At 64.0% G+C, this 22,650-nt stretch carries 25 protein-coding genes and 1 riboswitch; of the genes, 15 read left to right on the top strand and 10 right to left on the bottom strand.

Annotated features, from left to right (window positions below):
* Nucleotides 1-6: 6 nt before the first annotated feature.
* Nucleotides 7-660, bottom strand: a complete 654-nt coding sequence (locus RQP54_RS07065) for a cytochrome b/b6 domain-containing protein (protein ID WP_315677467.1) — start codon at nt 658-660, stop codon at nt 7-9.
* Nucleotides 661-803: 143 nt separating this feature from the next.
* Between RQP54_RS07065 and RQP54_RS07070 the strand changes: the two genes are divergently transcribed.
* Nucleotides 804-1,256, top strand: a complete 453-nt coding sequence (locus RQP54_RS07070) for a cytochrome c (RefSeq protein ID WP_315677468.1) — start codon at nt 804-806, stop codon at nt 1,254-1,256.
* 14 nt (nt 1,257-1,270) lie between these two features.
* Nucleotides 1,271-1,966, top strand: coding sequence for a DUF4197 domain-containing protein (locus RQP54_RS07075; RefSeq protein WP_315677469.1), 696 nt, complete (start codon nt 1,271-1,273; stop codon nt 1,964-1,966).
* 6 nt (nt 1,967-1,972) lie between these two features.
* On the opposite strand, the gene RQP54_RS07080 is transcribed toward RQP54_RS07075, so the two are convergent.
* Nucleotides 1,973-2,170: a hypothetical protein gene (locus RQP54_RS07080; RefSeq protein ID WP_315677470.1), complete on the bottom strand. Its 198-nt coding sequence runs from the start codon at nt 2,168-2,170 to the stop codon at nt 1,973-1,975.
* Nucleotides 2,171-2,283: 113 nt separating this feature from the next.
* On the opposite strand from RQP54_RS07080, the gene RQP54_RS07085 reads away from it, so the two are divergent.
* The 5 genes from RQP54_RS07085 (at nt 2,284) to RQP54_RS07105 (ending at nt 6,470) form a co-directional block, all read left to right on the top strand.
* Complete coding sequence (locus RQP54_RS07085; RefSeq protein ID WP_315677471.1) at nt 2,284-2,694, top strand: PTS fructose transporter subunit IIA; 411 nt, start codon at nt 2,284-2,286, stop codon at nt 2,692-2,694.
* A 6-nt stretch (nt 2,695-2,700) separates the two neighbouring features.
* The gene (locus RQP54_RS07090) at nt 2,701-2,970 is read left to right on the top strand and encodes an HPr family phosphocarrier protein (RefSeq protein ID WP_315677472.1); all 270 of its coding nucleotides are present in this window, start codon (nt 2,701-2,703) and stop codon (nt 2,968-2,970) included.
* Nucleotides 2,967-4,748, top strand: coding sequence for a phosphoenolpyruvate--protein phosphotransferase (gene ptsP, locus RQP54_RS07095; RefSeq protein WP_315677473.1), 1,782 nt, complete (start codon nt 2,967-2,969; stop codon nt 4,746-4,748). Before RQP54_RS07090 ends, ptsP begins: the two co-directional genes overlap by 4 nt.
* 128 nt (nt 4,749-4,876) lie before the next feature.
* The gene (locus tag RQP54_RS07100) at nt 4,877-5,629 is read left to right on the top strand and encodes a substrate-binding periplasmic protein (protein ID WP_315677474.1); all 753 of its coding nucleotides are present in this window, start codon (nt 4,877-4,879) and stop codon (nt 5,627-5,629) included.
* Between the two features lie 94 nt (nt 5,630-5,723).
* A complete protein-coding gene (locus RQP54_RS07105) occupies nt 5,724-6,470 on the top strand; it encodes a substrate-binding periplasmic protein (RefSeq protein ID WP_315677475.1) in 747 nt (248 codons plus the stop codon).
* 12 nt (nt 6,471-6,482) lie between these two features.
* On the opposite strand, the gene mgrA is transcribed toward RQP54_RS07105, so the two are convergent.
* Nucleotides 6,483-7,529, bottom strand: a complete 1,047-nt coding sequence (gene mgrA / locus RQP54_RS07110) for an L-glyceraldehyde 3-phosphate reductase (RefSeq protein ID WP_315677476.1) — start codon at nt 7,527-7,529, stop codon at nt 6,483-6,485.
* 192 nt (nt 7,530-7,721) lie between these two features.
* Between mgrA and RQP54_RS07115 the strand changes: the two genes are divergently transcribed.
* Nucleotides 7,722-9,764 (top strand): NADPH-dependent 2,4-dienoyl-CoA reductase, encoded by a 2,043-nt coding sequence (locus RQP54_RS07115; RefSeq protein ID WP_315677477.1) that lies wholly within the window; start codon nt 7,722-7,724, stop codon nt 9,762-9,764.
* Nucleotides 9,765-9,802: 38 nt separating this feature from the next.
* Here RQP54_RS07115 and RQP54_RS07120 read toward each other — a convergent pair whose 3' ends face one another.
* Nucleotides 9,803-10,387 (bottom strand): hypothetical protein, encoded by a 585-nt coding sequence (locus RQP54_RS07120; RefSeq protein WP_315677478.1) that lies wholly within the window; start codon nt 10,385-10,387, stop codon nt 9,803-9,805.
* Nucleotides 10,388-10,491: 104 nt separating this feature from the next.
* Nucleotides 10,492-10,666, top strand: a riboswitch (yybP-ykoY riboswitch).
* A 13-nt stretch (nt 10,667-10,679) separates the two neighbouring features.
* Here RQP54_RS07120 and RQP54_RS07125 point away from each other — a divergent pair.
* Both RQP54_RS07125 and dmeF read left to right on the top strand, forming a co-directional pair.
* Entirely contained in the window at nt 10,680-11,258 is a 579-nt protein-coding gene (locus RQP54_RS07125) for a TMEM165/GDT1 family protein (protein ID WP_315677479.1), read from the top strand.
* Between the two features lies 1 nt (nt 11,259).
* Nucleotides 11,260-12,207 carry a CDF family Co(II)/Ni(II) efflux transporter DmeF gene (dmeF, locus tag RQP54_RS07130; RefSeq protein WP_315677480.1) on the top strand — a complete coding sequence of 316 codons (948 nt, stop codon included), beginning with the start codon at nt 11,260-11,262 and terminating at the stop codon, nt 12,205-12,207.
* A gap of 4 nt (nt 12,208-12,211) precedes the next feature.
* Here the strand turns inward: dmeF and RQP54_RS07135 are convergent, their stop codons facing one another.
* From RQP54_RS07135 to RQP54_RS07160, 6 genes are all read right to left on the bottom strand, one after another.
* A complete protein-coding gene (locus tag RQP54_RS07135) occupies nt 12,212-13,030 on the bottom strand; it encodes an anti-sigma factor (RefSeq protein ID WP_315677481.1) in 819 nt (272 codons plus the stop codon).
* 7 nt (nt 13,031-13,037) lie between these two features.
* Nucleotides 13,038-13,577 carry an RNA polymerase sigma factor gene (locus RQP54_RS07140; RefSeq protein WP_315677482.1) on the bottom strand — a complete coding sequence of 180 codons (540 nt, stop codon included), beginning with the start codon at nt 13,575-13,577 and terminating at the stop codon, nt 13,038-13,040.
* A 26-nt stretch (nt 13,578-13,603) separates the two neighbouring features.
* Entirely contained in the window at nt 13,604-14,002 is a 399-nt protein-coding gene (locus RQP54_RS07145; RefSeq protein WP_315677484.1) for a hypothetical protein, read from the bottom strand.
* A gap of 138 nt (nt 14,003-14,140) precedes the next feature.
* Nucleotides 14,141-14,593, bottom strand: a complete 453-nt coding sequence (locus RQP54_RS07150) for a hypothetical protein (protein ID WP_315677485.1) — start codon at nt 14,591-14,593, stop codon at nt 14,141-14,143.
* Nucleotides 14,594-14,605: 12 nt separating this feature from the next.
* Complete coding sequence (locus tag RQP54_RS07155; protein ID WP_315677486.1) at nt 14,606-15,571, bottom strand: chemotaxis protein; 966 nt, start codon at nt 15,569-15,571, stop codon at nt 14,606-14,608.
* 90 nt (nt 15,572-15,661) lie between these two features.
* Entirely contained in the window at nt 15,662-19,021 is a 3,360-nt protein-coding gene (locus RQP54_RS07160; RefSeq protein WP_315677487.1) for a DEAD/DEAH box helicase, read from the bottom strand.
* A 426-nt stretch (nt 19,022-19,447) separates the two neighbouring features.
* Here RQP54_RS07160 and RQP54_RS07165 point away from each other — a divergent pair, with 426 nt between their 5' ends.
* From RQP54_RS07165 to RQP54_RS07185, 5 genes are read left to right on the top strand one after another with little or no spacing between them, the layout of a single operon-like run.
* Nucleotides 19,448-19,909 (top strand): type IV pilin protein, encoded by a 462-nt coding sequence (locus RQP54_RS07165; RefSeq protein WP_315677488.1) that lies wholly within the window; start codon nt 19,448-19,450, stop codon nt 19,907-19,909.
* An 8-nt stretch (nt 19,910-19,917) separates the two neighbouring features.
* On the top strand, nt 19,918-20,412 hold the full coding sequence (locus RQP54_RS07170; RefSeq protein ID WP_315677489.1) for a GspH/FimT family pseudopilin: 495 nt from the start codon (nt 19,918-19,920) through the stop codon (nt 20,410-20,412).
* Nucleotides 20,409-20,996, top strand: coding sequence for a type IV pilus modification protein PilV (pilV, locus tag RQP54_RS07175; RefSeq protein WP_315677490.1), 588 nt, complete (start codon nt 20,409-20,411; stop codon nt 20,994-20,996). The genes RQP54_RS07170 and pilV overlap by 4 nt, the downstream gene beginning before the upstream one ends.
* A 14-nt stretch (nt 20,997-21,010) precedes the next feature.
* On the top strand, nt 21,011-22,078 hold the full coding sequence (locus RQP54_RS07180) for a PilW family protein (protein ID WP_315677491.1): 1,068 nt from the start codon (nt 21,011-21,013) through the stop codon (nt 22,076-22,078).
* A 2-nt stretch (nt 22,079-22,080) separates the two neighbouring features.
* Nucleotides 22,081-22,632, top strand: coding sequence for a hypothetical protein (locus tag RQP54_RS07185; protein ID WP_315677492.1), 552 nt, complete (start codon nt 22,081-22,083; stop codon nt 22,630-22,632).
* The last annotated feature ends 18 nt before the right edge of the window (nt 22,633-22,650 follow it).

Below are 22,650 nucleotides of genomic sequence, written 5' to 3' on the forward strand. Positions count from 1 at the left end.
CGCGGCCTATCCCAAACTGCGCAGCAGCATCACTACCATGGCGACGCAACCCATCAAACACAGCGCAGCACGAAGGCGCATGGCGGGGCTGTCTAGTGAGCTGGGTGTGGATGCGACAAGCGACTTGTCACCGGTGACCATGGGTGTCACCAAGTCCTGTCCAAGGCGCCGGTATCGCACGATGGCGCCCACATGCAGCACAACCAAGAGCAACACCAGGTACTTGCCGATCTTGGTGTGGTAATGCGTTGCCAGGTTGACCCAAGCCGCGCTCAAGTGCGCGGCCAAGGGACCCTCAGTGGCGATTTCATCGTCGGCCCCGAGTCCACTGGCAACCTGCAGTCCCAGTGCCAGCAGCATGGCCAGCACCGACAAGGCGCCCAATGGATTGTGCCCAGCAAACGCCGAAGCGGGTGTCTTGCCTTGCAGATACTGCACCAGCAAGCGAGGACCCGGCACAAAGCTGGAGAAACGGGACCAATATCCGCCGCAGAAGCCCCACAACAGTCTAAACATCAGCAACGTGAGCACAACGTACCCACAGCGCATATGCCACTCCATCCAGCCCAGAGACACCGTGGCCACCATCGCCAGCACCGCAAGGACCAGCCCCCAGTGAAACAGCCGTAGTGGTAAATCCCAGACGCGGACGACGGTCATAAACAGCAGCAAACGATAAACACCCCAAGCGCCACTATACACAGCCTGCATCCGCGCATGCATCGGCAATTACCCCGGATGCCCACCGCAGACGCTACACTGCCACGCGGCTACTTGCATTCACCCCAAAAGAGGAGACATCCATGAAACACCCCCTGATGCTTGCCACCCTGATTGCAATCGCAACCACCAGCCTTCCTGCCACGGCCCAATTTGCCAAGCCGGAAGATGCCATCAAGTACCGCCAGAGCGCTATGTTCCTGATGATGCAGAACTTTGGGCGAGTTGCGGGCATGGCCCAGGGGAAGATGCCGTTCGATGCCAAGCTCGCCGCCGACAGTGCAGCCAACGCCGAGTTCCTGGCGCGCTTGCCTTGGGGGGCATATGTCGAGGGTACGGACAAGGGTGGCAACACCAAGGTCAAGGCCGACATCTGGAAAGACAAGGCCAAATTCATGGATTACGCAGACAAGCTGCAGCTGGAAATGGGCAAGCTCAGCGCAGCTGCCAAGACCGGCAACGTGGATGCGATCAAGCCAGCGGTCGGTGCAGTGGGCTCGGTTTGCAAGAGCTGCCACGACGCCTTCCGCGAATAAACCGAAAGTTCCCAATGAATCGCCGCCAATTCACGCAATACAGCGCCTTGTTCCTCATTGCCGGGAACGTGCCGCTGATGGCCCATGCCCTTAGTCTCAACGAGCTCAGCAACAAGGATGCCACCGCCGGATTGAAGCTGGCCCTGGACAAGGGGGCTTCCGCTGCGGTGGCGCTGCTCGGCGCCCAAGACGGATTTCTCGGAAATGACAGAGTGCGCATACCGCTGCCGGGCTACCTCAATGACGCGGCCGGTCTGCTGCGCACGCTCGGCCAGGGCCGCCAGGTCGATGAGTTGCTGACGGCAATGAACCGCGGCGCGGAGGCAGCAGTGCCGAAGGCCAAGGCGTTGCTGACGCGTGCCGTGCAAGCCATGACCGTGGATGACGCGAAGGGCATTCTTGCCGGAGGTCAGACAGCAGTGACCGACTTCTTTGCATCCAAGACCCGGTCTGGACTGGGCGTAGAGTTCCTGCCGATCGTGACCCAAGCCACCAGCAAACTCGGGCTGGCGGAAAAATACAACCAGGTCGCAGGCCGGGGTGCAGAGCTTGGACTGGTAAAGAAGGAAGATGCCAACATTCAGCAGTACGTCACCACCAAGGCACTCGATGGTCTGTACTGGATGATCGGTGAGGAAGAAAAGAAAATTCGCCAGAACCCGGTGGGCTATGGAAGTGCATTGCTGACCAAGGTATTTGGTGCCCTGTAAATCGGTTCAGAAACGACTGGTTTGCAGCGAGGACATCCGGTCCTTCATGGACTCGATCTCGACGCGTTCATAACGTCCAGTGTGTCGCAGGTACTGGGCCCAGCGTTGGGCCGGTTCCTCACTGGGCTGCCAAGGGCCACACTGGGTTTCTCGGCGAATCTGGCCATCCTTCGGGACCAGGCGTTTTGTCACGACTCGGAACATGATGCAATACCTCTAACCTGCATCTGATCTTAGCAAAACGCGACCTTGCGCCTCAAGACCTCAGGCGTGCTGTGGGTTCCCGCGATAATGCGGGTTACACACCCCGCAAAACCATGCACACCGGCCTGCTCATCGTTGCCCATTCGCCCCTGGCTTCTGCACTGCGAAGTTGCGTACTGCACGTGTATCCGGACGCAAGCGACAGGGTGCTCGCGCTCGATGTCATTGCGGATGTGCCGCCGGACGAAACACTGTCCCAGGCGCGGGCCCTGGTGGCATCAGTGAACATCGAGCACATGCTGGTGCTGACGGATGTCTACGGCGCCACCCCGAGCAACGTGGCGCAGCGGCTGGTCGATGGTGTGCACTCGCGACTGGTGGCTGGCGTCAATCTGCCCATGCTGCTGCGCACGGTCAACTATCTCGACGAAGACCTGGACCGATTGGTCAACCGGGCTGTGGCCGGAGGTACACAGTGCGTGCTCGCGGTACCGTCTTCGTCCCCCTCCCCTGTCGATCTCTGAAGCACCATGATCCAAAGCAGCGTCACCATCATCAACAAGCTCGGACTCCATGCCCGCGCTTCGGCCAAATTGACCAAACTGGCCGGCAGTTTTCCCTGCGAGGTCTGGATTGCCAAAGGCGAACGCCGGGTCAATGCCAAAAGCATCATGGGCGTCATGATGCTGGCCGCGGGGGTGGGAAGCACCGTCACCCTGGACACCGCCGGTGAACGCGAGCAAGAAGCCATGGACGCCTTGCTGGCCCTGATCGCCGATCGATTCGGAGAGGGTGAATGACACTCGCCATCCATGGTTTGGCCGTCTCGCGCGGCGTGGCCATCGGTCGTGCCGTGCTGGTGGCGTCCAGCCGGGTGGATGTGGCGCATTACTTCATCGACGCAGCCGATATCGAGAAGGAAATCCAGCGTCTGCGTGACGCGCGCGACAGTGTCATCGATGAAATCAAGCGCCTGCTGGAGAGCGTGGGCCAGATGGGCCCCAAGGAGGCTCCACACGAGCTGGCTGCCCTGCTGGAAGTGCACCTGATGTTGGTGCAGGACGAGGAAATTTCGGCCGGTGTGAAGCACTGGATCCAGGAGCGGCTGTACAACGCCGAATGGGCGCTGACGACCCAGCTCGAAATCATTGCGCGCCAATTCGACGAGATGGAGGACGAATACCTGCGCGAGCGCAAGGCCGACCTCGAACAAATCGCCGAGCGCATATTGCGTGCCTTGCATGGCGCCGGATCGGATCTGACTGGCCACCACCCCGCCCGCACCCACCGCAAGCCTTCACAGCAGGATCTGCTGCTGGACGATACCGTTGACGTTCCTCTGGTGCTGATCGCCCACGATCTCTCTCCGGCGGACATGCTGCAGTTCAAGCAAAGTGTGTTCGCAGGATTCATCACCGATGTCGGAGGCAAGACGTCCCATACCGCCATCGTGGCGCGCAGCATGGACATCCCTGCCGTCGTCGGGGCCCGCACGGCCAGTCAGCTGGTACGCCAGGACGACTGGGTGATCATCGACGGCGACGCCGGTGTCGTCATTGTCGATCCGTCGCCGATCATCCTGGCCGAATACGGGTTCAAGCAGCGCCAGATGGAGCTGGAGCGCAGCCGCCTGGCCCGTCTGCTGCATACGCCGGCAGTGACCATGGATGGCGAGCCCGTGCAACTGCTGGCCAACATCGAGATGCCTGATGACGCCCCGGCAGCGCTGAAGGCCGGCGCCCTGGGAGTTGGATTGTTTCGCAGCGAATTCCTGTTCATGGGACGGCAAGGCCAGTTGCCGGACGAAGAGGAGCAGTACCAGGCCTACAAGCTGGCCATCGAGGGCATGCAGGGTCTGCCCGTCACCATCCGCACGGTAGACGTGGGTGCCGACAAGCCATTGGACCATTCCGTGCGCGATGCTGCCCACCTGAACCCAGCCTTGGGGCTGCGCGCCATCCGCTGGAGTCTGGCGGACCCCGCGATGTTCCAGACCCAGCTACGGGCGATTCTGCGTGCGGCGGCGCATGGCAAGGTCAATCTGCTGATTCCGATGCTGGCACATTCCGGGGAGATACGCCAAACCTTGCAGAACCTGCAGGCGGCGCGCGATGCGCTCGATCGTCGTGGGCAGGCGTATGGCCCGGTGCGACTGGGGGCGATGATCGAGATTCCTGCGGCTGCCGTGGCGGTAGGCATGTTCCTGAAGCACTTTGACTTCCTGTCGATCGGCACCAACGACCTGATCCAGTACACGCTGGCAATCGATCGAGCCGACGAATCGGTGGCCCATTTGTATGACCCTCTGCATCCGGCTGTGCTGCAGTTGGTGGCGCACACCATTGCGCAGGCACGGGCCCAGGGCAAGGAAGTGTGCGTCTGCGGTGAAATGGCGGGGGACACCAGTCTTACCCGCATGTTGCTTGGGATGGGCTTGCGCTCATTTTCCATGCATCCGGCACAGATCCTTGCCGTCAAGCAGGAGGTGTTGCGTGCCGACACCCAGAAACTCGCACCGTGGGCCCAGCGCGTCATCGCCTCGGAAGATCCCCAGCGGGAAATGCTGGGTACGGCCTGAGCACGGCAGCGTCCCCCGGCGTTGGGCGCGGGAACCCTGTGTCCGGCGCTGGCTGTTAACGTTGGCGTAAGCTTGCGGAAAAACACTGCAAGCCTGATCGGCATGCTGCTTGCCGGCGTGGAGACAACATGCATATTCGTAACCTGTGGCTCGGCGTTGTGCTGGCCGGACTGTGCTCGGTGGAGTCGCTGTGGGCACAGTCGCTGCGCATGCAGTTTGCCGTGTCGGAGTGGCCTCCCGCCGAGTACACCGTGGATGGGGAGCCCCATGGCTACCATATCGATACCGTCGGTGCGGCCTTGCGCGAGATGGGCGGCACTGCGGAATTCCATTTCTATCCGTGGAAACGCGCCGAAATGCTGGTGCAGCGCAAGCAGATGGCGGGCCTGCTGTCCCTGCATCCCACCCCGGAGCGCGAAAGGCAATTGCTCTTCTCCACCGAACCGCTGAGCAGCAGCGACAACGTGCTGTTTGTCGCCAAGGGGCGTGAGTTTCCTGTTGATCGCATCGAGGCATTGGCGGGAAAGACGATTGGCACCACGGCCGGGTACAACTACGGCGCTGATTTCATGCGCTTGTCGGGCCAAGGACTGTTCCGGACCGACGAAGCCAACACGGATGAACAGGGCATGCGCAAGCTGGTTGCCGGTCGTTTCGACGCGTTCGTGTGCGATCGGGTCATCGGCTTGGGGCTGCTGCGCAGTCTGGGCTTGCGTGACCAGGTGACCGTGTTGCCGTGGGTCGTTTCCTCGGTGAAGCTGCATGCGGCGTTTGCCAAGACACCCGAGAATGCCGCGTTCATACCGAAATTCGACAGTGCGCTTCGCAAGCTCAAGAAAAGCGGGCAATGGCAGCAGATCATGGACAGTTACCTGAAATAGCGGTTGCGCTGGGGCGTTCTGGGGGCACAATGGCATCCCGGAAGCCGCTTGATGGGGAGAGCGGATAAACCCAACAACGTCGTGGAGACCCCGCATGTTCTTGCGTCTTGCAGTCTTGTGCTGCAGCTTGCTGATCGCCAGTTCCGGTGCGCGCGCCGATGCGGTGCGCCTGCAACTCGCGGTGTCCGAATGGCCGCCCTACGAGTTCTCGGTCCAGGGGGCAGCCCACGGTCTCGACATCGAACTCGCGCGGGCAGCTGTCAAAGCCATGCATCAGCAGCCGACCTTTCTTTTCTATCCGTGGAAACGTGTCTTGCTGCTGGCCCAGCGGCAGGAGGTCGATGGCATCCTGTCGGTGCGGCCTACACCCGAGCGACAGCAGTACCTTGTCTTTCCCAAGGAGCATCTGAGCGTGTCCGAGAACGTTGTCTTTGTGCGCAAGGGCGACGAGCGTCCGCTGTCATCCGTCGCCGCCCTCTCCGGCCAGTTGGTCGGCGTGACGGCGGGTTACAGCTATGGCGAGGAATTTGACGCCCTCGTTGCGACCGGAGCGATCACGACCGACGAGTCGCTCACCGAAGAGCAGGGGTTGCGCAAACTGCTCGCCGGACGGTATGCGATGCTGGTCTGTGACCAGCATGCCGGATGGCATCTGGCGCACAGCCTGGGGATGGCGGAACAGTTGAGCGCGCTGCCGCTGCGCATCTCTTCGGTCAAGAACTACCTGGGATTCGTCCGCAATGCCGAGGGCATGGCCCGCGCCGCCCGCTTCGACGCGGCGGTGGCCGGACTCAAGAAATCGGGTGATTGGCAGCGAATCCAGGACGCCTACCGCAAATAGTGCGGGTCGGCTTCAGGGCCGCTGGTCGGTGCTGGGCTTCTTCCAGAGGTTGACGCCGCCATCCACTGCGTGCTGGTCGATGGCGGCCAGTTCCTCGGCCGTGAAATCCGGCCGCACCATCGCGCCGCACAGGTCGGTAATCTGGGCTGGTTTGCTGGCCCCGATCAAGGCCGACGTAACCCGTGCATCCCGCAGCACCCAGGCAATCGCCATCTGCGCCAGCGTCTGGCCGCGTGACTGGGCGATGTCGTTGAGTGCGCGCACATGGCGCAGGTTGGCATCACTCAGGTGGTCGGGCGTGAAGGAGCCCCCGCCCGGGCGGTTGATGCGGGCGTCCTGCGGTACGCCGTTCAGGTACTTGTCGGTCAGCAGCCCCTGCGCCAGTGCGCTGAAAGCGATGCAGCCCACGCCGGTGTCCTGCAAGGTGTCGAGCAGGTCTTCCTCGATCCAGCGGTTGAGCAGGCTGTAGGACGGCTGGTGGATGAGCAAGGGCGTGCCCAGGCTCTTCAGGATGGCCACTGCTTCACGTGTCTTGGCTGCCGAGTAACTGCTGATGCCCACATACAACGCCTTGCCCTGGCGCACGGCCGTGTCAAGCGCGCCGCAGGTTTCTTCCAGCGGGGTGTCGGGGTCGAAGCGGTGGCTGTAGAAGATGTCCACGTAGTCCAGCCCCATGCGCTGCAGGCTCTGGTCCAGGCTGGCGAGCACGTACTTGCGCGAGCCGCCGCCCTGGCCGTAGGGACCGGGCCACATGTCCCAGCCGGCCTTGCTGGAGATGATGAGCTCGTCGCGGTAGGGCCGGAAGTCGCGGCGCAGGTGCTCGCCGAAGTTGGTCTCGGCGCTGCCGTAGGGCGGTCCATAGTTGTTGGCCAAGTCAAAGTGGGTGATGCCGGCATCAAACGCCGTGCGCAGCATCTGGCGCTGGGTGTCGAGCGGCGTGGCATCGCCAAAGTTGTGCCACAGGCCCAGTGAAATGGCGGGCAGCTTCAGGCCGCTGGCACCGCAGCGGCGGTAGGGCATGCGCCCGTCGTAGCGGGTGGATTCCGCAGAGTAGGTCATGGGGGCTCCTTTTATAGGTCAAATTAGCCTCTAGCCCGCATAATGTATGCGCAAGCAGCTACGAAAAACATAGCGATCGCAAACTCGTAACCGATTCGAAACTTTGCTGCACAGTTGTCTGGGGGCGTGCGCCTACTTTATGCCAGGGCCACCCTATACAGTGCGCGCTGGTTTTTCATCCCCATTGCCGCCATGACTACTGCCCGCCATCCCCATTTGCTGCAGCCTTTGGACCTCGGTTTCACCCAGTTGCGCAACCGCGTGGTCATGGGCTCCATGCATACCGGCCTGGAAGACCGCTTCTACAACTACCCCAAGTTGGCGGCCTACTTCCGTGAGCGTGCCAAGGGTGGTGTGGGGCTCATGGTCACTGGCGGTATCTCGCCCAACCGGCAAGGCTGGTTGCTGCCTTTTGGCGGCACCTTGAGCAGCGTGCTGGATGTGCGCAACCACCGCCTGGTCACCGATGCCGTGCACAAAGAGGGCGGCAAGATCGTCATGCAGATCCTGCACGCCGGGCGCTACGGCTACCAGCCCTTCGTGGTGTCGGCCTCCGCCAAGAAGTCGCCCATCTCGCCCTTCAAACCCAAGGCGCTCACCGCCAGCGGCATTGCCAAGACCGTGGCCGACTATGTGCGTTGCGCCAAGCTGGCACAGAAGGCCGGGTACGACGGCGTGGAGATCATGGGCTCGGAAGGCTACCTGCTCAACCAGTTCCTGTGTGCCCGCACCAACCAGCGTACCGACCAATGGGGCGGCAGCATCGAAAACCGCATGCGTCTGGCCGTGGACATCGTGCGCGAAGTGCGCGCCGCGGTGGGGCCGAACTTCATCCTCATGTACCGCCACTCGCTCTTGGACCTGGTGGACGGCGGCAACAGTTGGGATGAGGTGGTGCAGGTGGCGCAGGCGCTGGAAGCGGCGGGCGTGACCCTGTTCAACACCGGTATCGGTTGGCACGAGGCGCGGGTACCCACCATCGTCACTTCGGTGCCGCGCGCGGCGTTTGCATCGCTGGCTGGGCGCCTGAAGGCCGCGGTGAAGGTGCCGGTGGTGGCCAGCAACCGCATTAACATGCCCGACGAGGCAGAACAGATCATCGCCAGCGGCCAGGCCGACGCCGTCAGCATGGCGCGCCCCTTCCTTGCCGACCCGCAGTGGGTGAACAAGGTCGCACAAGGCAAGGTGGACGACATCAACACCTGCATCGCCTGCAACCAGGCCTGCCTCGACCATACCTTCGCCAACAAGCGCGCCAGCTGCCTGGTGAACCCGCGCGCTGCCCACGAGACCGAGCTGGTGTACCGCCCGGTTCTGCAGTTCAAGAAGGTGGCCGTGGTGGGCGCGGGGCCGGCCGGCCTGTCGGCCGCGACTGTCGCCGCCGAGCGTGGGCATGACGTGACCCTGTTCGACAGCAGCGACCGCATTGGTGGCCAGTTCAACGTGGCCATGCAGGTGCCGGGCAAGGAAGAATTTGCACAGACCCTGCGCTACTTCGGCCGCCGTGTGGAAGCCACCGGGGTCAAGCTGGTACTGAACCGCCGCGTCAGCCGCGAGGACCTGTTCCGCGAAGGTTTTGACGAGGTGGTGGTGGCTACCGGCATCCTGCCGCGCAAGCCGCGTATCGAAGGCATCGACCACCCCAAAGTCATCAGCTACCTCGACCTGCTGCTCGGTCGCGTAGTGGCAGGGGAGCGCGTGGCCATCATCGGCGCGGGTGGAATCGGTTTCGACGTGGGCGAGTTCCTGCTGCACGACCCCGCCGTGCCGCGCCCGGTGGCGGTGCCGCACTGGTGCGCCGAATGGGGGGTGGACCTGAACGCCACCGCCAATGGCGGCATCGTAGAACCGGCTGTGGCCAAACCTTATCGCCAGCTCTACCTGCTGCAGCGCAAGACCAGCAAGCTAGGCAGCAGCCTGGGCAAGACTTCGGGCTGGGTGCACCGCGCCGTCCTGCAGCGCAATGGCGTCGAAATGCTCGCCGGCGTGGAATACCGCAAGGTGGACGATGCGGGTCTGCACATCACCGTCGGCGGCGTCGAGCGCGTGCTCGAAGTCGACCATGTGGTGCTGTGCGCAGGGCAGGAATCGCTGGCTGAACTGATGCCGCCGCCGGAGCAGAAGCAGGTGGAGGGTGCGCCGCGCTTCCACTGCATCGGCGGCGCGGCACTGGCGTCGGAGTTGGACGCCAAGCGTGCCATCCGCGAAGGTGCAGAACTGGCCGCGCGGCTGTAAGGCATGCGCGGCCCTGCGCCGGGTCGAAAGCCGCGACCTCAGCGGTCCTGCACGTCTTCGTACTGCCTGCGCAAGCGGTTGAGCCCCTGACGGAACGCTTCGGCATCCCCGTGGTCAAAGAACTGCGGGTAGCGGCTGTGGGCGTCGCGGATCCTGCGGGCATGCTTGATGGGGCACCAGTACTGCTCGGTGCGCGCCGCCACTTCCCGGGCGTAGGCGGCCACGCCATTGCCGTAGCTGCAGTAGAAGCAATTGAACTTTTCCACCCCGTTCAGGTAGGGCAGGTCTTCCCGGTCAAACACGAGGTAGTCGGACCGGCGCACCTTGGGGATGCGATAGATCGGGAAGCAGATGGCCTGGTAGAGAGAGACGAACAGGTCCATCAAAAGGAAGGGAATCCACCCGGCGTAGATGACTGGGGCAGTCAGCACCACCAGCAGGCGTGAGCGCAGCAGGAAGCGCAGGGTGCCAATCTTGTAGCGACGCTGCTGCCGGACGAATTCGCCAGCCAGACGTGCGCGCTGCTCGCTCCACCCCTGGCGCGCCGCAGCGTATTCGGTCTCCAGGTCTTCCTGCAGCGCACGAATGCGCGAGAGCAATTCATCCACATGCTTCTGAACCATGAAGTGAGCTCCTTGAGAAAGCTTGCTGCCATGTCGGGAAGGTGGCCGCGTTTTTCAAGTGTCCCGCAGGCCGTGGCTGGTCATCGTGGCTTCCACTACAATACCCCGCAGTCATTGGGGAGTAGCCGCTCTTTTCCCGAAGAGGCGCCTGTCAACACACTTGGTCCGCAGACCATGGCAGACGCAGGCCGTAGCACCTACGGTTTGGCAAGACCTTTGACCATCGCGCTGCACCCTTGGCCGGGCGGCGCTGTGGTCAATCGTCGTCTCACCCGGCCTTGGAGTTTTCTCTATGGAATCCCTTCTTGTGTCCACCGGCGTGGTGGCGCTGGCCGAAATCGGTGACAAGACCCAACTGCTGGCTTTCATCCTGGCTGCACGTTTCAAGAAGCCGCTGCCCATCGTGGCGGGCATCCTGGTCGCCACTCTCCTCAACCATGGCATGGCCGGTGCGCTCGGCGCCTGGATCACGGCCACCATCAGCCCCGAAGTCCTGCGCTGGGTGCTGGCGGCCTCGTTCCTCGGCATGGCGGTGTGGACGCTGATTCCCGACAAGATCGAGGAAGAGGAAACCCAGGTAGCGCAGCGCTTCGGTGTTTTCGGGGCCACGCTGATTACCTTCTTCCTGGCCGAGATGGGTGACAAGACCCAGATTGCCACCGTGGCCATGGCCGCACACTACCCCGATCCGGTCCTCGTGGTGGCCGGCACCACGCTGGGCATGCTCATCGCCGACGTGCCCGCGGTGTTTGCCGGCGACAAGCTGGCCAGCAAGATCCCGATGAAGCTGGTGCACACCATCGCGGCCGGCATCTTTGCGCTGCTGGGTGTGGCTACGCTGCTGGGCGCAGGTGCCAAGCTGGGGTTCTGACATGCTCCAGGCCCTCGAATCCCTGCGCCACGCGCACCAGTTCGATACCCGCAATCCGCTGGCAGAGCGCAATACCCGCTGGGTGCTGTGGATCACGCTGGCCTGCATGGTGGTCGAAATTGCCGCTGGTTGGTGGTTCAACTCCATGGCCCTGCTGGCCGATGGCTGGCACATGAGTTCGCACGCCCTGGCCATCGGCCTGACGGCCTTCGCATATGCCTATGCGCGCACGAATGCCCACGATGCGCGTTTCGCGTTCGGCACCTGGAAGGTGGAGGTACTGGGCAGCTTTGCCAGCGCCTTGCTGTTGCTGGTGGTGGCGGCGCTCATGGTGTGGGGCTCGGTGGAGCGGCTCCTTGCGCCGCAGCCCATCCACTACCAGCAGGCCATCGCCGTTGCTGTGCTCGGCTTGGCCGTAAACCTCGTATGCGCGCTCATCCTGGGTCAAGCCCACCACGGGCACGATCACCATCACCACGACCACCACCATCATCACCATGGCGAAGACCTGAACCTGCGATCCGCCTATGTGCACGTGCTGGCCGATGCCGCCACCTCGGTGCTGGCCATTGCGGCGCTCTTGGGTGGCATGGTGCGGGGCTGGTCCTGGCTGGACCCCGCCATGGGCGTGGTGGGCGCCGTACTGGTCGCGGTGTGGGCCAAGGGGCTTCTGATCGACACGGGGCGGGTGCTGCTGGACCGTGAAATGGACCACCCGGTAGTGGACGAAATCCGAGAGGTCGTGGAGGTGGCGGATGCCCAAGGCCATACCCGCATTGCCGACCTGCACGTCTGGCGCGTCGGCAAGTCGGCCTACAGCTGCGCACTCAGCGTGGTGACGACCGACCCGGGACTGACACCCCAGCAGGTGCGCGATCGGATTGGCGTGCATGAAGAAGTGGTGCACGCCACCATCGAGCTGCACCACGTGCCGCCCACCCGGGCCTGAGCTGTCAGGGCTTTGATTCCAACTGCTGGTACACGCGTGTCGCCACTGCCAGCAAGGCTTCGCGGCCCAGCGCGCCCGACAGCGCGTAGCCGAAATCACGGTCGAACCAGTAGAAGCTCTGCGTACCCTGACGAGACTCGAACTGGAATCGGGTCTGCGCCAGCTCCGGATGCTGCTCGGTCGCGGTGATGCCGCCCAGGTACAGCGTCAGGCGCTGTCCATGGGCATCTTCGAACATGAACTGGGCCCGCGCGCTGCCTTCACCCGGTAGCAGGCGACCACCCACCAGGGCGTAGCCTTCGGCGCTGAGGTCGGGTACACGCAAGGGCCGCCCGAGCCGCTTGGACAGCCACTGTACCAAGTGCTCCTGCTCGGCGGCACCGACCTCGACCGGGTGACGCTTTTCCGGCTGGTACACGGCGTGGGCATAGCCTGCGGCACGCACGAACTGCGTCTGCGCATTGAGCTGCGCCATGCCTGTGCCTTGCGGATGGGCAGACAGACCGTGCAGCACCCAGCCCAGGCCGAAGGACAAGATCACGCTGGCGGCCATGCCAGCCCAGCGCACCTGGTTCGCGGCATTTGCACGATCCCGCGCCGCACGTTCGGCGACTTCGCGCATGGATGCCGGAACGGGCTCGTTGAGCACGGCGGTGTGCAAGGCGCGCAGGGCCTGCCGCTGAGTGTCCCATGCGGCCAAGGTGTCGCGGGTGGCTGGATCGGCCTGTTGACGCACGGTCTGGGCCTGTTCGGCGCCAAGCCGGCCGTCCACGCAGGCGTGCAGTTTCTGCTCGTGGGATTCGGGAGACGAAGGGCGGTTCATGGTGGGTTCACTTCAGGCGCCGCAACGGCGGTACAGAAGCCGGTTCTGCAAGGGGTATCGCCGCCAGTGAGGTCTGGGCCGGTGCCTCCATCAGTGTGCGCAGCCGCTCCCGGGCGCGCGACAGGCGTGACATGACGGTACCGATGGGCGTGCCCGTGATGCGGGCCACCTCGGCGTAGGATAGGTCTTCCAGCGTGACCAGCAGCAGTACCTCGCGTTGCTCATCGGGCAGGCGCATCAGGCAGCGTTGCAGGTCCAGAGCGTTGTCCGGGGCCCCGTGCGGGCCCGGTAGCTCGTCGGCCAGATCGTCCAGTGCGACAGTGGCAGGTGCCGCCTGGCGCCGCCGGTAGGCACTCACGAACAGGTTGTGCATCACCGTAAACAGCCAGGCGCGCAGGTCGCTGCCCGCCAACCACAGCCGCCAACGCGAGCAGGCCCGCTCCAGGGTGTCCTGGACCAGGTCATCTGCCGCCCAGGCGTCCCCGGTCAGTGCGCGTGCATAACGGCGCAGCGCGGGGATGTATTCGACAATGGCCTGGGGCTGCATGGTGGGTGGTGTCGGGCCTGGCGTGGTCAGGGTTTGGCGACTTGCCAGACCTTGTTGAAGCCGTCGCCCGTCGTGTCGCCGGGTTTGGTGTCCTTGACCCAGTAATACAGTGGCTTGCCCTTGAAGGCCCATTGCTTCTTGCCGTCATCGCGTACCACGATGCTGTAATCGCCGGCGGGCTTGTCGGTATCGGCGGCCATCAGCGGGGGCCAGTTGGTGGCGCAGGGGCCGTTGCACACCGATTTGCCACTGCCGGCCGCATCCTTGTCAAAGGTGTACAGGGTCATGCCGTTGGGTCCGGTGAGAACGCCGTTGGCCACGGAGGCGGGCGCCGAAGCCATGGATGCACAGCCGGCAAGGATGGCGGCGGCGACCAGGGTGTTCAAGGCCATCAGCCGGGTGGGTGTGAAGCGGGTAAAGCGCATGGGGGTCTCCATCAGGTTGGTCGTTTGCACTGTTGTGCACACGGATGAACGCTGGGAGCCCGGCATTTATTCCCGCCATGGAAAACAATAGTTGCTGTGCCGACAAATCTCGGTGCTGCGGGTGGCCATCCCCGGGGGTCAAGGGCTGGAACGTTGCGGCAATTCCAGCTGCTGCAGAAGCTCCTGCAGTCCTGTCGCTTCAAGCCCGTAGTCTGCGTACACTGCCATGACTTCATCGGCCGTCGTGACCTGGTAGAGGTGGTTGGTGTTCAGGCGTTGGGCGACCAGCGCCGCAATGTGCTTCTGGAATGTCGTCGGCAGCAGTTGCACTGACACCTTGCAGCCCGTGGTCTTGATCCACTCCGCAAACTCCTTGAACAGTTCGCCCGCTTCCGGGGTCATGCCATCCCAGGCGCGCATGTCGGCCAGGCGACCCCAGCGCGTAGGGCGCTGCGCTCCCAAGGCCTTGAGTTCCGTGACGTAAGCCTGCATGGCCTGGACGTTGAAGGTTCCCACCAGGCGCGAGCACAGAATGTCGCCGCACCACAGGACGTCGAACTGGCCATGCGGTGCGAACCGCTTGTCTGTCATGGGCAAGCCCGGTCAGCTTTCCATGCGCTCCAGGGTGTCGCGGATGGTTTCACCCAACTCGCGCGGGGCAAACTTGGCCAGGTAGGCATCAGCCCCCACGCTGGCGGCGTGGCCTTCGCTGGCCTTGCCGGTCAGTGACGAGTGCACGATCACGGCCACCCCGGCAAAGCGGGCGTCCTGCTTGATGGCGCGGGTCAGGGCAAAGCCGTCCATCTCGGGCATTTCGAGGTCGGTCAGCACCAGGGGGACGAGGTCGCGCACCCGCTTGCCCTGGTTCTTGGCCTGCTGGGCCAGACTCTCCAGCTTGTTCCAGGCGTCCTTGCCGTTCTTCGCATCGATGTAGGGCGCCTGCATCGCCTTGAGCGACTCCTCGATCAGCAGCCGTGCCACGGAAGAGTCGTCCACGCACAGGAGGGAGGCGCCCGCCGGCAAGGAAATGATGGGCAGGCCACTGGCGTCCACGCCCGGGCCATGGCCCTGCGGGAACACTTCGCGCAGGACCTGCTCGACATCGATGACCTGCACCAGGCGGCCATTGGGAGCGTCGCCGTCGAGCCGCGCCACGCCGGTCACGAGCTTGGAGGCCGAGTTGTCGGCCGACTGCACGTTCTGCCACTCCACATGGACGATCTCCAGCACTTCATCCACCATGAAGGCTTGCGTCGTGCGGGAAAACTCGGTGACCAGCACGATGCCCATGCCACTCTGCGGTACGCATCCGGCAGCGGCTGGCAGGTCAATCACCGGAATCAGCTGCCCGCGCACGTTGGCCAGCCCCTTCATGAACTGGGTGCTGTTGACGATGTTGGTGAGCTGCGGGTTGACCACGATCTCGCGCACCTTGAAGACATTGATGCCGAAGATTTCCTGCTGGCCGGACTGGCGGTCCTTGCCCAGCCGGAACAGCATCAGTTCCAGCTTGGTGTCAGAGGTGTGCGTGCCAGCTTTGGCGCCCTTGGCAAACGGTGTTGTAGACATGGCGGTCATCCCAGATGAATTTCCAGACAGGCCACTATAGCGACTTCGGCGTCCGGCGGGTATAGGAGTGTCTGCAGGTAGGGCTGACTTTCACTCCAGGGGTTTGAGCAGCTCGGCCAGATCGGTTTCGGAGAACATGGCTTCCTTGCGCGTCGCCGCCTCGCGGTAGAGGCTGCTGCCAAGCTCGGCCTTGCGCTCCTGCAGCGCCAGGATGCGCTCCTCGATGGTGCCTTGCGCCACCAGCTTGTAGACGAACACGCTCTGGGTCTGGCCGATGCGGTGGGCCCGGTCGGTGGCCTGGGCCTCGGCGGCCGGGTTCCACCAGGGGTCGAAGTGGATCACCGTGTCGGCCTGGGGCAGGTTCAGGCCGACACCGCCGGCCTTGAGGCTGATGAGGAAAATGGGCACCGAACCGCTGGTGAACTGGGCGATCGCGTCGTCGCGCTTCTGCGTCTGCCCCGTGAGCTTGGTCCAGCGCAAACCGGCATCCTTCAGGCGCGCCTCGATGAGCGCGAGCATGCTGGTGAATTGCGAGAACACCAGCACCCGGCGGCCCTCGTCCACCATCTCGGGCAGCATGGCCATGAGCTGGTCGAGCTTGGCCGATTCGTGCACGGCCCGCGCGGCTTCCAGGTCCAGCAGGGACGGGTCGCAGCACACCTGGCGCAGTTTCATCAATGCATCCAGGATGGTGATGTGGCTCTTGGCCAGCCCCTTGTTCACCAGGGCCTCGCGCACGGTCTTTTCCATGCCGAGACGGATGGTCTCGTACAGGTCGGCCTGGGCACCCTGCAGCTCCACCCGCAGCACCGTTTCCACCTTGGGCGGCAGCTCGTCTGCCACCAGTGCCTTGGTGCGACGCAGCATGAATGGTGTGATGCGGGCACGCAGCTGCGCCATGCGTTCGCTGTCGCCCTGCTTCTCGATGGGGGTGCGGAACAGCTGGGTGAAGCGCGCTTGGCTTCCCAGGAAGCCGGGCATGAGAAAGTGGAACAGGCTCCAGAGTTCACCCAGGTGGTTCTCCATGGGCGTACCCGACAGGCACAGCCGGTGGCGCGCTTCCAGGCTGCTGACCACCTGTGCGGCGTGGGTGCTGGCATTCTTGATGTTCTGCGCCTCGTCGAGCACCAGCAGGTGCCAGGGCTGGGCGCGCCAGCGCTCCTCGTCGCGCTTGAGCAGCGAATAGGGGGCGATCACCACATCAAAATCGGCCAGCTGTCCGGAGTTGTGGCGCTCGGCACCGTGCACCACGATGCAGCGCAACGTCGGGCAAAAGCGCGCCGCTTCGCGCTGCCAGTTGCCCATCAGGCTGACCGGGGCGACGATCAGCGCTGGACGGTCCAGGCGCCCTGCATCCTTCTCCACCTGAATATGCGCCAGCGTCTGCAGCGTCTTGCCCAGGCCCATGTCGTCGGCCAGGATGCCGCCCAGGCCGGCGGCGCGCAGGAACTGCAGCCAGTTCAGACCCTGCTGCTGGTAGGGGCGCAGCCGGGCTTGTACCGAGGCAGGAACGGCAACCTCGGGCAGGGCACGTTGGCCACGCAGGGCCTGCACCGTGTCGCGCAGTGCCTGGGCGCCATCCCACACGGCACCCTCGCCCAGGCTGGCGGCGGTGCGCAGTGCATCCAGGCGTGAGAGTTTGAGCGCATCGCCAGAAAAGGCCTTCGGGCGCTCGCCGACCAATTCAAGCAAGGCAGCCATCCAGGGTTGCAGGGGAGCCGTGGGAAGGCGCACGAATCCATGGCCGTTGTGCTGGGGCAGGTAGATGAATGCGGGCAGCTGCGGCGCGCCGGTGGCGGCGTCCCTGGGGGCGCGTGCGGCGGCGGCAATCAGGTCAGGCAGCCAGGGCAGCACGTTCTGGCGTTCGCCGCCAATGTCCATTCCCAGGGACAGGTCGAACCAGGGCGAGGCCTGGGCGTTGTCGCCTTCGGGGGCGCTGAGGTGCACGTGCAGCGCATCGGCCCGCGTGATCCAGTGCGCCAGGCTGTCGTCGAGCGTGATCCGGAACCCGGTGTTGCGCAGGCGGTCGAAATCGGTGTCGGCCCACTCCAGCCAGCGCTGTTGCGGCTGGGCACCGAGCAGGTGGAACATCCCGCTGCCGTCGGTATGCAGGCCCAGGTCCAGCAAGGCGCCCATGGCGTCGAACTCGGCTTCGGCGTTGCGTTGCAGCAGCCAGCGACCTTGCGCGTCTTCCACCACCACGGTGCTGCCCTGCCCGGCCCACCAGCCCCGGTGACCGGCGTAGTCAAAGCTCAGCACGGCGCGCACCAGGCCCAGGGCGGGAATGTCGTCCGGGCGGTTGGCAGCGAGGTGCAGGCAGGGCACGGGGGCAATACCCTTGAGCGTGCCTTGGCTGTGCAGTACCGGTGGCAGTGCGATGGACCCCAATGCGGCCACCACGGCCGATTGCTGGCGTTCCAGGCTGGCCTGGCTCACCGCCGGGGCGCGCAGCAGGGTGGCGGTGGCGGAGGGGTCGAGGCCATCGGCAAGCACCGGGCCACACAGTGCCAGCGCCGTGTCCAGATACATGGGTGGGTCATTCAGGCACAGGCGTGTGGACGCTTCGCTGAGCTTGCCGCGCAGCTGCCACAGCGGTTCGGGGGCGCTGGGGCTGCGCACTTCCTGCCACTGCCAGTGCAGCGTGCGCGCTGTCCCCCACTGCACCTGGGCATCGGGTTGGCCCGTGCCGTCGTCCAGAAACAGGCGGCCGGTGCGGGCCGCCTGCTGCAGCAGCACCAGTCCGCCCTGGCCCATGGGCAAGACGCTGGGGCTGAAGCTGGCGCCATGGCCGCCCAGGCGGCCGGGGACATGCTGCGCACGCAGCAGCTGCAGCACATCGCGGTCGGCGGGGCTGGAGCGTTCGTAGAGTGCATGGCCGGCCAGGGGCTGGGAGCGCAAGGGTTTGACCCGTGCCCAGCCGCCATGGCGCTTGCGGTGCGACAGGCCCGCCTCCAACTGCAGCATCGGTGCAGGTCCGCCGGCACCGAGTACGGTGAGCAGGTAGACCAGCTGTTCGGGCTCCACCTCGGCAGGCGCCGCATCCTCCGCCGCCTGGAGCAGCTGCAACTGGTCCAGCCAGCCCAGCAGCTTGGCGTCCATGAGGCGTTGGGCCTGGGAGGCGGCTTCGCTTTGGGCCTGCGCTTTTGCGGCCTGCAGCGCCTCGGGGCCAGCCAGGAGGGTGTCGTTGCCCACGATGGCGCGACCCTGGTAGGCGGCCTTGATGGCCAATGCGGCGGCATGCTTGCAGTTGCGTCCCACGGCGCAGGAGCATCGTCCCTCCCAGTGCTGCACGGCGCCGTCGTCGAGCACCAGTGCCGTGCTGGTTTCATAGGGCTCGCGCTGGGTACCTTGCACTTCGCCCAGCAAGAGCCAGTGGCCCCCTTCCGCCTCGATCTCCAGGTCCAGCACTGCCTGCTGGCGAAACAGGGCCAGCGCGCGCTGCCAGGTCATGGGGTCGCATTGTCTTTCGAGCGAGCGGGGATTGAACCAGAGCAGGGAAGGTGGGGCCATCGTACAAGCGAAATCGGGTTTTGGCCCGCATGAATAGTGTGCAGGCAGCTACTGAAAACATAGCAACTGCAGGCAATTCAGGCGAACCCCAAGGGGCGTATTCTGCCGTTTTCAATCGGGGCTCTCTGAGGTTTACACGTAAAATAGTGGGGCGGGCGTAGCGACCCGTGGTCGGCCTCATTGTTGGCTGCAAGCGCCGTTCCGCCGGATTTGGTACCGGTGCTGGCGGCTATGTTGATGTATACATAGGTCTGTGCACAGGAAATACCGTTCATCGGTGGTCTGAGGCCGCCGGGCGCCCATCCGCCCTGAAACGGAGCAGAATGTTTACCTTATCAACCAGCGCCAGAAGAATTGGAGCGACGCATGCCTAAACGTGTCGTGACCGGACCCCAACGCATCGCGGGGTTCACCTTGATCGAGCTGATGATCACGGTCGCCGTGATCGGCATTCTCGCGGCGGTCGCCTTACCCTCCTACACCAGCTACATCGTGCGGGGCAAGCGCTCGGCAGCCCAGAGCTTCATGTATTCGGTTTCGAACAAGCAGGAGCAGGCCATGCTCAATGCGCGTGCCTACTTCAGCATTCCCAACGGCACCGCGGCCGAGTGGAGCGCTGTGGGCATAACCATCCCGACCGACGTGTCTGGCAACTACACCATCACGGTGGCGGCGGACAACACTGCAACGCCGCCCACCTACACCGTGTCTGCTGCCCCCCAGGGTTCGCAACTGACCAATGACACCAAATGCAGAACCCTGACGCTCACGCAAGCTGGCGTCAAAGGCAAGACGGGTTCGGCCGCCACGGTAGAAAGTTGCTGGTAGGTGTGAGCATGCGAGTCGCACACCAATCTCCCCCGTTCCAGTGCGCTGGGTTCAGCCTGATTGAGCTCATGGTGGTGGTGGCCCTGGTGGCCATCTTTGCCTCGTTGGCCGCGCCGAACATGTCCCGGTTCGTTGCAAGCCAACGTGTCAAGACCACGGCCTATGACCTGGCAACTTCGCTGCTGCTGGCCCGCAGCGAAGCCCTCAAGCGAAACCAGAACGTGACGGTGGCACCCACCGACAGCACCGCAGGGTGGGCGGGGGGCTGGCAGGTGGTCGCGACCAAGACTGGCGGGACGGACACCGTGGCGACGCAGTCGGCTGCCACCGGCGTGACGTTCGGCGCAAGCGGCATGGCTGCTCCTGCGTCCGTCGTCTATTCCGGCACCAGCGGCCGTCCGAGCGCTGTGGCCAAGTTCCAGTTGTCGGCAGACACCACGATCAAATGCGTGAAGGTGGACCTGGCCGGTGTAACCACCACCACCAATGGAGCCTGCACATGAACCGCCGCAACCACGGGTTCCGTTGCAGCCGGCGACGCCAGGGAGGCGCCAGCATGGTGGAAGTGCTGGTGTCGCTGTTCATCATCTTGGTGGCGCTTCTGGGGCTGACCGGACTCATGGTGCAGAGTCAGGCGGCCCAGTTCGAGTCTTACCAACGCATGCAGGCGCTGCAGCTGGCCCAGGACATGGTGTCGCGACTGACGGCCAACCCCAAGCAGGCGGCCTGTTATGTCACCGCCACGTCGGTGGGAACCGGTTACAGCGGAACGCCGACCTGCACCGGCGCGGTGGCAGGCAATGCGCAGGACCGGGCAGTCAAAGACATGACCGAGTGGGACGCCTTGCTCAAGGGGCGTGCCGAGCAAGACAGCAGTGGCACCAAAGTCGGCGCGGTACTTGGTGCACGCGGTTGCGTTACCGCGTTCACCGGCAACGGAGTGACCAACGAATACCAGGTGGCGGTGGCATGGCAAGGTTCGATCGCCTCCTTTGCCCCGCCGGCCGATATCGCTTGTGGCCAGAACCAATACGGCACCGACACTCAGCGCCGTGCGGTGAGCCTGGTGGTGCATCTGCCGGGATAGGCCGGGAAGAGAACATGCAAGACTTGAGAGAACCCCTGATCCACACCAGCGCTGTGCCGTTGCGGCAGCGCGGTCTCACGTTGGTGGAGTTCATGGTAGCCATCGCGCTGGGCCTCATCCTGGTAGCGGGCATGGCCACCCTGATAGCAAGCCAGAGCAATACCCGCGCCGTGATCGACACCTCCGGCGCCATGATCGAAAATGGCCGCTACGCATTGAGTGTGCTGGAGTCGGACCTGCAACTGGCCGGGTATTGGGGTGACGTGTCGACCCTGCCAACCGCGCCGGCGACGCTGCCCGACCCTTGCGACACCTCGCTGGCAGGCCTGCAGGCGGCCATACCGGTGCATGTGCAGGGGTACAGCGGGCTTGCGACGCTGCCTGCCGTGTCGCCGAATCTGGCCTCGTGCCTGCCGGGTTGGGTGGCCGGAACGGACATTCTGGTGGTCCGTCACCTCGACACAACGGAAGTGGCCACCTCGGCTACCGTGACGGGGGGCTATGTCTACATGCAGACTGGCTTGGATGCCGCTGGCACGGCTCTGTCCTACGTGGTTTCCGCGCTGAATGCAACCGGTGTGCCAGGCACGGGGACTTTCAATCTGCGCAAGAAGGACGGGTCTCCCGCGAGCTTGCGAAAGTACCTAACCAACATCTACTACATCCGCAACCTTGCAGCCGACGGAACTACGGCGTTGCCATCTCTGTGGGTGAGCGCGCTGTCTGGTGATGGAACGGCGACAGTCATGACCCAAACGGCAATTGCCGAAAACATCGAGAACCTTCAGGTCGATTACGCGGTCGACACCGATGGTGATGGAGCCCCCAACGGAGCCCCCGTGGATGGCACCGCCCTGATCCCGGTGGAAACCGTCGCCAACAAGAGCGCCTGGCCCAATGTAATGGGCGTCACGGTCAGCCTGCTGGCGCGCACCGCCAGAACCGTTTCCGGCTATACCGATTCCAAGTCATACCAGTTGGGTGCCACTGCAACCGCCACGCCGGCGGCCAATGATGGCTACCAACGCCATGTGTTTGCCCAGACCGTGCGGCTGGTCAACCCGAGCAGCAGGAGAATGTGACCATGCACGCCCCGCTTCGCACCCCACAGCGACAGAAAGGCCTGACGCTCCTGGTCAGCCTGATCATGCTGATCGTCCTGACATTGCTGGTACTTTCTGCCATCCGCTTCGGCAATGTGAACCTGCGCATTGCCAACAACACGCAGGCCAAGGCCGAGGCCGCCGCCGCCGCCAATGTGGCACTGGAGCAGGTGCTAGACGCTGCCAAGGCGGCCCCCAACCTCGACCAGCTGAACGTGGGCGGAAAGACCTATACCGTCAAGACCGGGGGGCGCAGCTACAACGTGACCACGGCCAAGCCGACCTGCAACCTGTCCCGCCCGGTCCCGAATTCCGAGCTCAATCCGAGCGATCCCGGGGACCTGAAGTGTTTTGAATCGCAGGATGCGGACAAGGCGATCACGGCTAGCAATGCCATGACGACGGCGCCATCTGCATGCAATACCCAGTTGTGGTCTGTGCAGGCCGATGTGGACGATGGATTCACAGGCGCCAAGGTCACGAGTGTGCAGGGCTTCCAGGTACGCGTGTTTTCCCAGACCGCCTGCAACTGATTGCAGGCGATCAAACCC

The organism is Curvibacter sp. APW13 (assembly GCF_032337135.1).
Lineage (GTDB): Bacteria > Pseudomonadota > Gammaproteobacteria > Burkholderiales > Burkholderiaceae_C > Allorhodoferax.

Excerpts from the sequence above, each read along its gene's own strand:
- RQP54_RS07065 (WP_315677467.1), bottom strand. The coding sequence starts at position 660 with ATGACCGTCGTCCGCGTCTGGGATTTACCACTACGGCTGTTTCACTGG.
- RQP54_RS07070 (WP_315677468.1), top strand. The coding sequence starts at position 804 with ATGAAACACCCCCTGATGCTTGCCACCCTGATTGCAATCGCAACCACC.
- RQP54_RS07075 (WP_315677469.1), top strand. The coding sequence starts at position 1,271 with ATGAATCGCCGCCAATTCACGCAATACAGCGCCTTGTTCCTCATTGCC.
- RQP54_RS07080 (WP_315677470.1), bottom strand. The coding sequence starts at position 2,170 with ATGTTCCGAGTCGTGACAAAACGCCTGGTCCCGAAGGATGGCCAGATT.
- RQP54_RS07085 (WP_315677471.1), top strand. The coding sequence starts at position 2,284 with ATGCACACCGGCCTGCTCATCGTTGCCCATTCGCCCCTGGCTTCTGCA.
- RQP54_RS07090 (WP_315677472.1), top strand. The coding sequence starts at position 2,701 with ATGATCCAAAGCAGCGTCACCATCATCAACAAGCTCGGACTCCATGCC.
- ptsP (WP_315677473.1), top strand. The coding sequence starts at position 2,967 with ATGACACTCGCCATCCATGGTTTGGCCGTCTCGCGCGGCGTGGCCATC.
- RQP54_RS07100 (WP_315677474.1), top strand. The coding sequence starts at position 4,877 with ATGCATATTCGTAACCTGTGGCTCGGCGTTGTGCTGGCCGGACTGTGC.
- RQP54_RS07105 (WP_315677475.1), top strand. The coding sequence starts at position 5,724 with ATGTTCTTGCGTCTTGCAGTCTTGTGCTGCAGCTTGCTGATCGCCAGT.
- mgrA (WP_315677476.1), bottom strand. The coding sequence starts at position 7,529 with ATGACCTACTCTGCGGAATCCACCCGCTACGACGGGCGCATGCCCTAC.
- RQP54_RS07115 (WP_315677477.1), top strand. The coding sequence starts at position 7,722 with ATGACTACTGCCCGCCATCCCCATTTGCTGCAGCCTTTGGACCTCGGT.
- RQP54_RS07120 (WP_315677478.1), bottom strand. The coding sequence starts at position 10,387 with ATGGTTCAGAAGCATGTGGATGAATTGCTCTCGCGCATTCGTGCGCTG.
- RQP54_RS07125 (WP_315677479.1), top strand. The coding sequence starts at position 10,680 with ATGGAATCCCTTCTTGTGTCCACCGGCGTGGTGGCGCTGGCCGAAATC.
- dmeF (WP_315677480.1), top strand. The coding sequence starts at position 11,260 with ATGCTCCAGGCCCTCGAATCCCTGCGCCACGCGCACCAGTTCGATACC.
- RQP54_RS07135 (WP_315677481.1), bottom strand. The coding sequence starts at position 13,030 with ATGAACCGCCCTTCGTCTCCCGAATCCCACGAGCAGAAACTGCACGCC.
- RQP54_RS07140 (WP_315677482.1), bottom strand. The coding sequence starts at position 13,577 with ATGCAGCCCCAGGCCATTGTCGAATACATCCCCGCGCTGCGCCGTTAT.
- RQP54_RS07145 (WP_315677484.1), bottom strand. The coding sequence starts at position 14,002 with ATGCGCTTTACCCGCTTCACACCCACCCGGCTGATGGCCTTGAACACC.
- RQP54_RS07150 (WP_315677485.1), bottom strand. The coding sequence starts at position 14,593 with ATGACAGACAAGCGGTTCGCACCGCATGGCCAGTTCGACGTCCTGTGG.
- RQP54_RS07155 (WP_315677486.1), bottom strand. The coding sequence starts at position 15,571 with ATGTCTACAACACCGTTTGCCAAGGGCGCCAAAGCTGGCACGCACACC.
- RQP54_RS07160 (WP_315677487.1), bottom strand. The coding sequence starts at position 19,021 with ATGACCTGGCAGCGCGCGCTGGCCCTGTTTCGCCAGCAGGCAGTGCTG.
- RQP54_RS07165 (WP_315677488.1), top strand. The coding sequence starts at position 19,448 with ATGCCTAAACGTGTCGTGACCGGACCCCAACGCATCGCGGGGTTCACC.
- RQP54_RS07170 (WP_315677489.1), top strand. The coding sequence starts at position 19,918 with ATGCGAGTCGCACACCAATCTCCCCCGTTCCAGTGCGCTGGGTTCAGC.
- pilV (WP_315677490.1), top strand. The coding sequence starts at position 20,409 with ATGAACCGCCGCAACCACGGGTTCCGTTGCAGCCGGCGACGCCAGGGA.
- RQP54_RS07180 (WP_315677491.1), top strand. The coding sequence starts at position 21,011 with ATGCAAGACTTGAGAGAACCCCTGATCCACACCAGCGCTGTGCCGTTG.
- RQP54_RS07185 (WP_315677492.1), top strand. The coding sequence starts at position 22,081 with ATGCACGCCCCGCTTCGCACCCCACAGCGACAGAAAGGCCTGACGCTC.